The sequence below is a fragment of the Thermostichus sp. OS-CIW-29 genome (genome assembly GCF_054058195.1).
Window position 1 is genome coordinate 15043 of record NZ_JBSSAB010000002.1, and the last position, 12585, is coordinate 27627.

The 12585-nt window shown below is 60.2% G+C and carries 10 protein-coding genes; 5 read left to right on the forward strand and 5 right to left on the reverse strand.

Features of this window, described 5'->3' with window-relative positions; all coding sequences use genetic code 11:
• Positions 1–117: 117 nt before the first annotated feature.
• The gene (ppsA, locus tag ACVWZJ_RS00990; protein WP_457394018.1) at positions 118–2583 is read left to right on the forward strand and encodes a phosphoenolpyruvate synthase; all 2466 of its coding nucleotides are present in this window, start codon (positions 118–120) and stop codon (positions 2581–2583) included.
• Between the two features lie 81 nt (positions 2584–2664).
• On the forward strand, positions 2665–3909 hold the full coding sequence (locus ACVWZJ_RS00995) for a dihydrolipoamide acetyltransferase family protein (RefSeq protein ID WP_457394021.1): 1245 nt from the start codon (positions 2665–2667) through the stop codon (positions 3907–3909).
• 91 nt (positions 3910–4000) lie between these two features.
• Here ACVWZJ_RS00995 and lipA read toward each other — a convergent pair whose 3' ends face one another.
• Positions 4001–4894 (reverse strand): lipoyl synthase, encoded by an 894-nt coding sequence (gene lipA, locus ACVWZJ_RS01000; RefSeq protein ID WP_457394025.1) that lies wholly within the window; start codon positions 4892–4894, stop codon positions 4001–4003.
• A gap of 175 nt (positions 4895–5069) precedes the next feature.
• Between lipA and tkt the strand changes: the two genes are divergently transcribed.
• Positions 5070–7070 (forward strand): transketolase, encoded by a 2001-nt coding sequence (gene tkt, locus ACVWZJ_RS01005; protein ID WP_414356253.1) that lies wholly within the window; start codon positions 5070–5072, stop codon positions 7068–7070.
• Between the two features lie 407 nt (positions 7071–7477).
• On the opposite strand, the gene ACVWZJ_RS01010 is transcribed toward tkt, so the two are convergent.
• Positions 7478–7606 carry a hypothetical protein gene (locus tag ACVWZJ_RS01010; protein WP_011432750.1) on the reverse strand — a complete coding sequence of 43 codons (129 nt, stop codon included), beginning with the start codon at positions 7604–7606 and terminating at the stop codon, positions 7478–7480.
• Positions 7607–7790: 184 nt separating this feature from the next.
• Here ACVWZJ_RS01010 and ACVWZJ_RS01015 point away from each other — a divergent pair, with 184 nt between their 5' ends.
• Both ACVWZJ_RS01015 and ACVWZJ_RS01020 read left to right on the forward strand, forming a co-directional pair.
• Positions 7791–8276 carry a hypothetical protein gene (locus ACVWZJ_RS01015; protein WP_148202706.1) on the forward strand — a complete coding sequence of 162 codons (486 nt, stop codon included), beginning with the start codon at positions 7791–7793 and terminating at the stop codon, positions 8274–8276.
• A 345-nt stretch (positions 8277–8621) separates the two neighbouring features.
• Positions 8622–9671: a hypothetical protein gene (locus tag ACVWZJ_RS01020; protein ID WP_238376920.1), complete on the forward strand. Its 1050-nt coding sequence runs from the start codon at positions 8622–8624 to the stop codon at positions 9669–9671.
• A gap of 81 nt (positions 9672–9752) precedes the next feature.
• Here ACVWZJ_RS01020 and ACVWZJ_RS01025 read toward each other — a convergent pair whose 3' ends face one another.
• The 3 genes from ACVWZJ_RS01025 to ACVWZJ_RS01035 are packed head-to-tail and all read right to left on the reverse strand — an operon-like array spanning position 9753 to position 12536.
• Positions 9753–10040: a hypothetical protein gene (locus tag ACVWZJ_RS01025; protein WP_011432754.1), complete on the reverse strand. Its 288-nt coding sequence runs from the start codon at positions 10038–10040 to the stop codon at positions 9753–9755.
• Between the two features lie 27 nt (positions 10041–10067).
• On the reverse strand, positions 10068–10685 hold the full coding sequence (locus tag ACVWZJ_RS01030; protein WP_414382213.1) for a hypothetical protein: 618 nt from the start codon (positions 10683–10685) through the stop codon (positions 10068–10070).
• Between the two features lie 21 nt (positions 10686–10706).
• On the reverse strand, positions 10707–12536 hold the full coding sequence (locus tag ACVWZJ_RS01035; RefSeq protein WP_457394030.1) for a proline--tRNA ligase: 1830 nt from the start codon (positions 12534–12536) through the stop codon (positions 10707–10709).
• Positions 12537–12585 lie beyond the last annotated feature (49 nt).

Here is a 12585-nt window from a genome sequence, read left to right on the forward strand (position 1 = left end):
TGGGCCGAGTGTTGGCATAGGAGAGCCGGGAGCGATCCCAAGCCGACAACACAGCACACCCCAGCAATTGGCGTTGGCTCAATGGATCGCTCAATGGATCTAAGAAGGAGGTAAGGCATGTCGGATGGAGCAACCAGGGGATCCCAGCTTCAGCAACCCTCTCAACCCCAGCTTGGCTCAGAGCCGCCTTTGGTCTTGCCCCTGACGGAGGTGGGGCTGCGGGACGTTGCCCAGGTGGGCGGGAAAAACGCCTCCTTGGGAGAAATGCTGCAGCAGCTCACCTCAAAGGGGATCCAGGTGCCGACAGGATTTGCCACCACCGCCCATGCGTATCGCCAGTTCATCGCCTCTGCGGGCCTAGAGGAGAAGTTGCAGGAGATTTTCAAAGACTTAGACATTGAGAATGTCCAAAATTTGCGCGAGCGGGGCAAGGCTGCCCGCACCTTGATCTTGCAAACTCCCTTCCCCCCTCAGCTAGAGCAGGCCATCGCCGAAGCCTACCAAAAGCTGTGCGAGCGCTACGGCCCCGACACCGATGTGGCAGTGCGCTCCAGCGCCACGGCAGAAGACTTGCCGGATGCCAGCTTTGCCGGCCAGCAGGAGACCTACCTGAACGTGCGTGGGGTGCGGGCGGTGCTCAATGCCTGCCACCACTGTTTTGCCAGCCTGTTTACCGACCGGGCCATTTCCTACCGCCAAATCAAGGGCTTTGACCATTTTCAAGTAGCCCTCTCGGTGGGGGTGCAGAAGATGGTGCGCTCGGATCTGGCTTGCTCGGGGGTGATGTTCTCCATCGACCCAGAAACCGGCTTTAAAGACGCAGTGCTCATCACCGCCGCCTATGGTCTGGGGGAAAACGTGGTGCAAGGGATCGTCAACCCCGATGAGTACGTGGTCTTCAAACCCACCCTCAAGCAGGGACTGCGCCCCATCCTCTCCCGCAAGCTGGGCAGCAAGGCCCTGAAGCTGGTCTACGACGAGGGGGGATCCCGTTCCACCAAAAACGTGGCTGTCCCCGAAAGCCTGCGCCGGCAATATGCCCTCAGGGATGAGGAAATCCTCAAATTGGCCCAGTGGGCCTGCTTGATCGAGGAGCACTACTCGGCGCTGCGGGGCCGCTTCACCCCCATGGACATCGAGTGGGCCAAAGATGGGATCACCGGCGAGCTGTTTATCGTCCAGGCCCGCCCCGAAACGGTGCAGTCGCAAAAAGGGGCCAACCAGCTGACCACCTATCGCTTCACCCAGCCTGGGGCGCAGCCCGAGCCTCTGGTGCGGGGACGGGCCGTAGGCGAGGCCATTGGCCAGGGCACAGCCCGCGTCATTTTGGATGTGCGCCGCTCGGATCAGTTTCAGGCCGGCGAGGTGCTGGTGACCGAAAAAACGGATCCCGACTGGGAGCCAATCATGAAAAAGGCCAGCGCCATCGTCACCAACCAGGGGGGCAGAACTTGCCATGCGGCCATCATCGCCCGCGAGCTGGGGATCCCGGCCATTGTTGGCTGCGGCAACGCCACGCAGGTGCTCCGTTCCGGCGAGCCCATCACCGTCTCCTGCGCTGAAGGGGAAGAAGGGCGGGTCTACCCGGGCCTGTTGCCCTATGAGGTGACGGAGATCCCGCTGGAGGAGCTGCCCCGTCCCCGCACCCAGCTGATGATGAATGTGGGCAACCCAGAAAAAGCCTTCGGCCTCAGCGGGATCCCTTGCGATGGCGTGGGGCTGGCGCGGCTGGAGTTCATCATTGCCAACCACATTCAAGTCCACCCGCTGGCTTTGCTCAACTACGAGCAGGCGGTGAAAGAGGAGCCGCGCCTGGCAGAGCTCACCGCCCAGTATGCCGACAAGCCGGAGTACTTTGTGGACAAGCTGGCCCAGGGGGTGGCCACCATTGCTGCCGCCTTTTACCCCAAGCCGGTGATCGTGCGGCTGTCGGATTTCAAGAGCAACGAGTATGCCCACCTGTTGGGGGGATCCCGCTACGAGCCCCACGAGGAAAACCCGATGATCGGCTGGCGGGGGGCCTCCCGCTACACGGATCCCCGCTACCGTGAGGGCTTTGCCTTGGAGTGTCGGGCCATGAAACGGGTGCGGGATGAGATGGGCCTGACCAACGTCATCTTGATGATCCCCTTCTGCCGCACGCCGGAAGAGGGGCACAAGGTGCTGGAGGAGATGGCCCGCCATGGCCTGGTGCGGGGAGAAAACGGCCTGCAGGTGTACGTGATGTGCGAATTGCCCAGCAATGTTATCCTGGCCGACGCGTTTTGCCAGATCTTCGACGGCTTCTCCATCGGCTCCAACGACCTCACCCAGCTCACCCTGGGCCTGGATCGCGACTCAGCCCTGGTGGCCCACCTTTTTGACGAGCGCCACGAGGCCGTCAGGCGGATGATCGCCCAGGTGATCCAGACGGTGAAAAGCCATGGCCGCAAGATCGGCATCTGCGGGCAGGCCCCCAGCGACTACCCCGACTTCGCCCGCTTCCTGGTGCAAGCAGGGATCGATTCCATCAGCCTCAACCCCGATTCCCTGCTGAAAACTCTGCTGGTGGTGGCCGAAGCAGAAGCGGCTGGCGCCCGGTGAGCCCAAAGCCGGCCCAGGGACGTGCGCGGGGATCCCGTCTCCTGAGTTACAATCTCTTCTGCTGTGTTCCCATCCCCATCGATGATCCACGAACTCTCCATGCCGGCCCTCAGCTCCACCATGGAAACGGGCAAGATCGTCACCTGGCTTAAGAACCCCGGCGACCGCGTGGAGAAAGGAGAAAACATCCTGGTGGTGGAGTCCGACAAAGCGGACATGGACGTGGAGTCCTTCCACAGCGGCATCCTGGCCAGCATCCTCATTCCGGCAGGAGCATCGGCCCCGGTGGGCGCGCCCATCGCCCTGATTGCCGAAAGCGAGGCAGAAGTGGCCCAGGCCCAGGAAAAAGCCAAGGCCCTCTCTGCCGGAGCTGCCCCTGTGGCACCCCCTCCCGCAGCTCCATCAGCCAGCCCTGCTCCTGCTCCCACCCCTGCCCCCCAAAATGGATCGGGATCCCAGCGGATCGTGGCTTCTCCACGGGCGAAAAAACTGGCGGAGAGCCTGGGGATCGATCTGCGCACCGTGCGCGGCTCTGGCCCCAATGGTCGCATCGTCGCTGAAGACGTGGAGCGAGCTGCGGCCCTTTCCGCTCCTGCAGTGGCTGCCCCCTCTGCTCCAGCCCCCGCGCCTCCAACTCCTGTGGCTGTCCCCTTGGGAGAGACAGTTCCCCTCAGCACCCTACAAGCGGCGGTGGTGCGCAACATGAACGCCAGCCTGGGCGTGCCAGTGTTCCACGTCGGCTACACCATCACCACCGATAGCCTGGATCACCTCTACCAACAGGTGAAGCCCAAAGGAGTCACCCTGACGGCCCTCTTGGTCAAAGCGGTGGCCCTGACCCTGGAGAAGCATCCCCTTTTGAATGCCAGCTACACAGAAAACGGCATCCATTACAAATCGGATATCAACATCGCCGTGGCCGTGGCCATGGAGGATGGCGGGCTGATCACCCCTGTCCTAAAGCAAGCCAACCGGCTGGATCTGTATGAGATCTCCCGCCGCTGGAAGGATCTGGTGGAGCGGGCGCGGCGTAAGCAACTGCAGCCAGAGGAGTACAACAGCGGCACCTTCACCCTCTCCAACCTGGGCATGTTTGGGGTGGATCGCTTCGACGCCATTTTGCCCCCCAACCAGGGATCCATTTTGGCCATCGGCGCTTCTCGCCCCACGGTGGTGGCGACGCCGGAAAAAGCGATTGCCATCCGTTCCCAAATGCAGGTGAACCTTACCTGCGATCACCGTGTCATCTACGGCGCCCATGCAGCGGCCTTCCTGCAAGATCTGGCGCAGCTCATAGAGCACAAGGTGGGATCCCTGACGTTGTAGCCGCCCTGAAACCCGGCCTTGAGCCAATCTCAGAGTAGGGTTCTTCTCTCGCGCAACCCACAAGGTCGGGCAGCCGGCGAGGCCCCAGCGCTCAGGAGCTCCTCCTGGGAAAGCGCTGCATCAACTCTTGCACAGCCTCGGCATGGTAGGAGCTGCGGGTGAGAGGGGAGGACACCACCTGCAAAAAGCCCAGCTCTTCCCCCACCCGTCGCCAATGGTCGAACTCTTCGGGGGGAACGTAGCGCTCCACCGGCAGGTGTTTGGGGCTGGGCGCCAGGTATTGGCCGAGCGTGAGGATGTCACAACCCACCCGGCGCAGATCCCGCATCACCTGCAAGATCTCCTCGGCTGTCTCTCCCAGACCCAACATCACCCCCGACTTGGTGTACAGGCCGGGATCCCATTGCCGTGCCAACTCCAACAGTTTGAGGGAGCGCTCGTAGTTCCCTTGCGGGCGTACACGGCGATAGAGGCGGGGCACCGTTTCGGTATTGTGGTTGAGCACCGTCGGTCGGGCGGCCAAGATCTGCTGCAGCGCCTGCCAGTTACCACATAGGTCTGGGATCAAGACCTCGATGGTGGTCTGGGGCATGCGGCGGCGGATTTCCGCAATGCAGGCCACAAACTGGCTGGCTCCCCCATCGGGCAGGTCGTCCCGATTCACTGATGTAATTACCGCATGGCGCAACCCCAAGCGCTCCACTGCTTCCGCCACCCGCCGGGGTTCGGTGGCATCCAGGGGCAGGGGGCGTTTGGTGAAGTCGATATCGCAGTAGGGGCAGGCGCGGGTACAGGCCGGGCCCATGATCAAAAAGGTGGCGGTGCCGTTGGCAAAACACTCCCCCAGGTTTGGACAGGAAGCTTCTTCGCAAACCGTGTTCAGGCCCAAGTCCCGCAGCAGTTGCTGGACGGATCCCACCCGTTGAGGGGCCTTGGCCCGCAGCCAGGAGGGTTTGCCGCCAGGAGAAGAAGAAACAACGGTCAAAGAAGTGCTCCAGCACAAAACAGCAGCGACGGTATCACTCAGCTTAGCCTGCCATTTGGCCCCGTTGGAATTTGGACAAAGCCAATTTCCCGGCCCAATTGATCCCTGCCGCCTCGGAAGCACGACCCAAAACGCGGCATACTGGAAAGCAAATGTCGAGCGATAGGGATCCCACATGGTTGTTGCTGCTCCTCCCTCTCTGGAACAACTTGCCATCAACACGATTCGCTTTTTGGCGGTGGATGCTGTTCAGAAGGCCAACTCCGGCCACCCCGGCCTACCGATGGGAGCAGCACCCATGGCCTATGTGTTGTGGCAGCAGTTCATGAAGTTCAACCCCCGCAACCCCAAGTGGGTGGATCGGGATCGCTTTGTGCTCTCGGCGGGGCATGGCTGCATGCTGCAGTACGCGCTGCTGCACCTAACCGGCTTCGATGTAAGCCTGGAGGACATTAAGCAGTTCCGCCAGTGGGGATCCAAAACCCCCGGCCACCCGGAAAACTTTGAAACTCCGGGGGTAGAGGTCACCACCGGCCCGCTGGGGCAAGGGGTGGGTAACGCGGTTGGGCTGGCGATTGCCGAGGCCCATCTGGCCGCCCGCTTCAACAAGCCCGGCCACACCATTGTGGATCACTACACCTACGTGATCTTGGGGGATGGCTGCAACATGGAGGGGGTGGCTTCCGAAGCAGCTTCTTTGGCCGGCCACCTGCAACTGGGCAAGCTGATCATGCTCTACGACAGCAACCACATCTCCATCGACGGCAGCACAGAAATCGCCTTTACGGAAGATGTGGGCAAACGCTATGAAGCCTACGGCTGGCACGTGCAAAAGGTAGACGACGGCAACCACGACCTGAAGGGGATCGCCGAGGCCATCCAAAAAGCCAAGGAAGTCACCAACAAGCCTTCTTTGATCATTGTCGAGACCACCATCGGCTACGGATCCCCCAACAAGGCCGGCAGCGAGAGCGTCCATGGGGCACCCCTGGGGCCGGAAGAGGTGAAGCTCACCAAACAAAACCTGGGTTGGCCTCTGGAGCCGGAGTTTTACATTCCCGACGAGGTGCTGGCCCACTTCCGCCAGGCCATCGAAAAAGGGGCCAAGGCCGAGGCCGAGTGGAACGAGCGCTTCGCCGCCTACGAGAAGGCTTACCCCGAAGAGGCCGCCGAGTTCAAGCGCATCATGGCCGGGGAGCTGCCGGTGGGCTGGAAAGAAGCGCTGGCCCCCATTGCCGAAACCGGCAGAGAATCCACCCGCAACCTCTCCAAGTTTTGTCTGAATGCCTTGGCCAAAGCGGTGCCGGAACTGCTGGGGGGATCCGCAGATCTCGCCCACTCCAACATGACTTATCTAAAGGGGATCCCAGAGTTTCAGGCCGGCTCTTACGAGGGGCGTAACTTCCGCTTTGGGGTGCGGGAACACGGCATGGGAGCCATTGCCAACGGCATGGCGCTTCATGGAGGTCTCATCCCTTACGACGCCACCTTTTTGATCTTCACAGACTACATGCGGCCTGCCATCCGCCTATCGGCCCTCTCGCAAGTGCGGGTGCTGCACGTCATGACCCACGACTCCGTCGCCTTGGGAGAAGATGGCCCCACCCACCAGCCGGTGGAAACTTTGGCCTCCCTGCGGGCCATTCCCAATCTCTATGTGCTGCGCCCGGCAGATGCCCGCGAAACGGTGGGATCCTACCAGGTGGCCCTAGAAGCCAAGACCACCCCTTCTGTGCTGGTGTTCACCCGGCAGGCGGTCAACCCGGTGGAGGGCACCTCTGTTGAAGGCGTAGCCAAAGGGGCCTATGTGGTGGTGGATGCCCCCAACCCAGAGCTGATCTTGATCGCCACCGGCTCTGAACTGGAGCTGGCGGTGAAAGCTGCCGCCCAACTGAAGCAGGAAGGCCGGGCCGTGCGGGTGGTCTCTATGCCCTGTATGGAGCTGTTTGAGGCCCAGCCCCAGAGCTACCGCGATTCCGTTCTGCCCCCCAACGTCACCAAGCGCGTCTCCGTCGAGGCAGGCTGCACCTTCGGCTGGCACAAGTACCTGGGGTTTGAGGGGGTGGCCATTGGCATCGATCGCTTTGGCGCTTCCGCCCCCGGCCCGGTGTGCATGGAGAAGTTCGGCTTCACGGTGGAGAACGTGCTCAACACTGCCCGCCGGCTGCTGGGCTGAGGGCACTTTACCCCTTCCTCGGCGCTTTCAAGGGGCTCAGCAGGGATCCCTTCTCTGCTGGGCTTTTTTCCCTGTTGAGCCTGCTGCCCAGCGGCGTGACCCGGACAGGCGTAGCGAACCTCGCATCAACCAATCAGCAGGACTTCCAAAGCATCCGGATCTGCTTCTTTCTGTAGGGCAGCCATGGCGGAGAACGCAGTCGAGGGCGGCTTCCTGCCCCGCAGACAACACCTTTGCCTTGAGGACATCTTCAACCATGGCGGGGATGATCCTTGAAGGCAAGTTGGAAGTCGAGCAGGCTGCCACCATCGCCTTGAAATCGCCTTGAAGAAGAAACTTTGGCTTCCGCCGCCGTGCTGAGGTGCTTGTGCCGGCTGCAGACACAAACAGCTTTGCCTACTGTTTGCCTACTGTAGGAACCCCGCCAGTAAAATCACCGCGGCTCCCACGGCAGCCAAAATCGTCAGCGCCCGGCCCGCGTCGGCACTGCCCTTCCACGAGAAGTTTTTCTCCGACTTTTTCGGTTCTGCTGGCATGGCCATGCCTCCCTTTGCATTGCCAACTCTAACTTAACTTCCCCCCCACGGGATCTTAGCTGGTTGGGGCATACCCTGGAAAAAACAGCAGCCATCTGGCCCGGCCAGCCGTTTTTGGGAACAATACAAGCAGGCAAGGGATCCAACTCCCACCAGTCTGGAAGCACATCCTGAGGCGAAAGCCATGAGCTATGCAGAACGGAGCAAAAGAATGGTTTTGACGTTGGCGACTCTGCTGGGCGGCTGGGTTGGCGGAGGGTTGTTGCAGGGATCCCTCTGGGTTGCCGCTCAGCCTACCTTTCAGACAGTGCCGTTGCCGCGCTTACCGGTGGGTGTCGATCAATTGGTTTTTGATCGCCCAGTGGCCCGCTTCAACCCCGACCTGCCGGCAGAGCTGGTGATCCGCAATCGCACCGGTCTGCCTTTGGAATACGGCTTTACCGATCCCCGCCAGAAAGTCTCGGAACTGCCTGCCGGCGAAACGTTGCGCCTGAGCAACCTGTTGATCCCCAATTGCATGGCCATCAACACGCCGATGTTGGCTCCTGTGGGCTACCAGGTGAGCGTGGATCCCTTGAATGTGATCACCGTAGAGGTGCGGCTGGTCAACGATGTCTCCGGCGATCATTGCCTCGATCTGCAAGAGACAGGGGCTATTTTTGTGAATTGATATCAATAAACTGACATAAATCGATCGGCGATCGGCGGTCACGACACAAGTTAGTTGATCAAAGGGATCCCTTACATCCTCACCTACAGTCATCTTCTGGATTTTGCCAGGATGGACATGGGATCCCACACGGTAGATGGCAGTTGACTTTGCCCGGTTTTGACGCTGGGATTGAGTCTATTGGAGAGCCGATCAGAGGTTTAGGCGTATCGACAGGGGCCATCCCCTGTGACAGGATTCGAACAGGATATCGAGGCCGATGTTCTGCCGGACTCTGTTTAGCCTTTCTCTGGGCTTGTTGCCTGTGTAGTCTGTCTGTAGTCTATCTTTTTCTTGGATGGTCTCATGAGCGATAACTTGTATTCCTGGTTTCCCCGGGCCTTGGTGATTGGCGCTGCGGTTGTGGGGTTGTCGAGCTTGCCTGCAAGGGCTCAGCAAATTACGGATCCCAGCCCAGCTCAAGCGGCCACCAATGTTGAACCTACCTCCCCAATCTCGGCTTCTTTTCGCAGCCAAGATGGAGTCAGCGTGCGTCCGGAAACGGTGAGGGTTTTCCTGGATGGCCAAGACGTCACTTCCCAGTCGGTGATTACCCGCGATTTCTTCACCTATCGCCCTGCCCAACCTCTGCCGCCGGGGCGTCGGGAAGTCTTGCTGGAGTTCACCAATACCCAGGGGGTGACCCGCCGCGTGACTTGGAGCTTCACCGTGGGTAGCCCTGTCCGCGCTTCCATCGACTTAGTGGATCACAATGCCGGCAGTCGCCCTTTGGCAGCGGGAGAAATCCTGTTGGTCACCGTCAAAGGTACCCCTTCCAGCCGGGTAACGGTTTACCTCATCCAGGATGGACGGCAAGTGCAAACCTTGCCGGCTCAGGAAGTTTCCAGCGGCACCTATGTAGTGAACGCCCTAATCGAGGCGAAAGATACCACCCGGGAAGGGATCGTCGTCGCCCGCCTGGAAAATGGCGGCCAAGTGCGCTTCATGACCGCCGAACAACCGGCCCGCCTGATCGAAGGGGCCACCGGGGGCATCCAGCGGCTGACCACCCAAGAGGTTTCCGCTACAGTCAGCGCCCCCAGCCCCCTCTTGCCTCAAATCACCAACCTGCAGGATGGGGATCGGGTTTCCGGTTCTTCGTTTACGCTGCAGGGCACTACAGCTCCCAATGCTTCGGTGCGGGTGAATGTAACGGCTTCGACCTCTCTGGGGGGCATCATCAGCGCCCAACAGACCGTGACCAACCAAACGGTGCAGGCAGATGCCCAGGGCCGTTTCACCATCACCGTTCGGCCTCCCATTCCGGCCTCTGGCACGGTGTATCAGGTGAATCTCACGGCCACTTCCGGCAACCAAACCAGCCCAACGGTAACCCTGCGCCTTACCCAGCAGTAGGGGTTCAAGGGATCCCAGCCCATCCCGATAGACTTCCCCCCACCCATCAAGGGATCTGGGCAGCCTTCCATGTCCAGCAGTTCAGACTTCCCTCTCTCCCCTGGGAGAAGGGCTGGGGGTGAAGGCTCTATCATCTTCAATTCCCAGGGATCCCTTGCCGGCTTGTAGGGGAGTTTTGGATAGAGGAGACTGCATTTGCCAGCGCCACAGGATCCCGGCCATGATCAAGGTGGGCAAAACGATCATCCCGACCACCACTGGCATTTGCTCCGGCAAGGCCAAGTAAGGGCCACCATACTTGATGGCTGTGCTGATCCCGGCAGCAGCCAGCATCAATTTTAGGGCAAACCAGACTGTTTTTCGATCCATGACTTACTTTTAATTCACGCTTTTAATTCACGATGGGCTGGGGTTGCTGACCATGGCAGTGAGAATGCCGGCAATGGTTTCTAGCTCCTCAGGTACCCGATACAGCGTTAAGTCTTGTTTGATCACCTGCTGATGGGCAAGAATTTGTCCGAACTGCCAGATAGACCCCATCGTCACTGCACCGTAGATCTGAGCCTGCTGCTCCACCTGCGCCAGGGCAATCATTTCTACAGCCATTTGCACAAAGGCCCGCGTTAGATCGTCCTTTTTGGCTTCAACCACCAGCAGGATGTTCTTCCCTCGCAACAGATAATCGAGGCTGCCCTTCAACCAATTGTTGACCATCAGGGGATACTCCAGCCGCAAAGGAACTCGACAATGGAGAGCCACTTCGGTCAGCACAGGAGCCACCAGCAATTCCCGCCGCGCTGTTTCGCTGGTGAGGCTAACCAAAGGTAACAATTGTCGGATCCGATCTTTCAAAACTGGGGTTTGCGGCGGCGCAGGGGCAACAGGCCATGTCCACTCCCCAATTTCCAGTCGATAGCCAAACTGAGCCAAGATTTCATCCGGCTCGTAGGGCATCTCAAAATAAGAGCGAAAAGTATAGGATTCGTCTTCTTTAAGAATGGAGATGTTCAGCATGGAGTTCAGGAGAAACCACGCTCAGTCTGGCACAGCTAGGGCTGCTTCAATCCGCTCTTTCAGGGTGGTCACCACTTCTTCAATGGGAATTTCCGTGGCTTGGCCGCTGGCCCGCTCGGTGAGTTCCACCTTGCCTTGTTTGAGGCTGCGCCCCGTGGTGAGGCGATAGGGGATCCCGATGAGATCTGCATCCTTGAACTTGACGCCGGCCCGCTCGTCCCGGTCATCCCAGAGGGTCTCGATGCCGGCAGCAGCGAGATCTTGCACCAGTTTTTCCGCCACGCTCATCTGCTCGGCGTCGGAGATGTTGGGCACCACCACCACTACGTGATAGGGGGCAATGGCCACGGGCCAGATGATGCCATTGGCATCGTGGGACTGTTCCACCGCCGCCTGGGCCAAGCGGGATACCCCAATGCCATAACAGCCCATCCAGAGGGGCTGCTCGGATCCCTGTTCGTCGGTAAAGGTGGCCCGCATTGGCAGCGAGAACTTGAGGCCTAGCTGAAAGATATGGCCGATCTCGATGCCACGGGCCGTTTCCAGGATCTGGTCGGGGTTGAGTACAGAACGATCCCCCGCCTGTGCCTTGCGCACATCCACCACTTCCGGCAGGGGATATTGCTCGCCCCAGTTGGCCCCCACCACGTGCTGCCCCACCTGGTTGCCGCCGGTTACGAAGTTCTGCAGCAGGGCTGCCGTCTGGTCGGCCAAGCGCAGGATCTGGGGGGCAAGGTTTTTTTGCCGGCCCAGACAGCTATCCGGCAAGTCGGGGGCAATGTAGCCCACCGGGATGGGATCCCCCTGCCAACTGTTTTGGATCTCGGCATCGGCCAAGGCGAGCTTGAGCAATTTGCTGGCTTGGTAGCGCTCTGCCAGGCGGCTGAGGTGGTTGGCCAGTTTGACCTCATTGACTTCTTGATCCCCGCGGATGCTGAGCAGCACTGCCACCCGCAGGCCGTTGTCGTAAAGGGCTTGGTAGAGGACGTTTTTAACGATCAGGGTAGAGGAGATTTTTAGGAAAGCGGCCAGCTTCTCGATGGTTTCGGTTCCCGGCGTATCCAGAACCTGGAAGGCGGTGTAGGGAGACTCTGCCGCTGGCGGCGGGATGGAGACGGCCTTCTCCACATTGGCAGCATAGGAGCCATCGGGCGTGTAGAGAATCTCATCTTCTCCGGCAGAGGCCAGCACCATAAACTCCTGCGAGGCCGCCGATGGCCCCCCGATCGCCCCGGCATCAGCATCCACCACGCGAAACTCCAGCCCACAGCGCCTGAGGATGCGGCTATAGGCTCGGTACATATCTTGGTAGGTCTGGCGCAGGCTTTCCTCGTTGGCGTGGAAGGAATAGGCGTCTTTCATGATGAATTCCCGCCCTCGCATTAGGCCAAAGCGGGGCCGAATCTCATCCCGGAACTTGGTCTGGATCTGGTAGAGCGTCTGCGGCAACTGGCGATAGGAGCGGATGAGATCCCGGGCCAGCAAGGTGATCACCTCCTCATGGGTGGGGCCTAGGGCCTGCTCACGTCCCTGGCGATCCTTAAGGGCAAACATGATCCCTTCCGCCTGGGTGTACACCTCCCAGCGGCCCGACTCCCGCCAGATCTCTGCCGGCTGCAGCTGGGGCAAAAGACACTCCTGAGCGCCGATGGCGTTCATCTCCTCCCGGACAATCTCCGAGATCTTTTGCAGCACCCGCCAGAGGAGCGGCAGATAGGTGTAGATCCCTGGGGAGAGCCGCCGGATAAAGCAGCCCCGCAGCAGCAATTTGTGGCTGGGCAGCTCGGCCTCAACGGGATCCTCCCGCAGCGTTACAAACAGCATCTGGCTCAGTCTCTGGCTCTGTTGCATCCATTCCCCCCTCTGAGGACTCCGTCCCGCTTACGCGATCAGCTCAAAT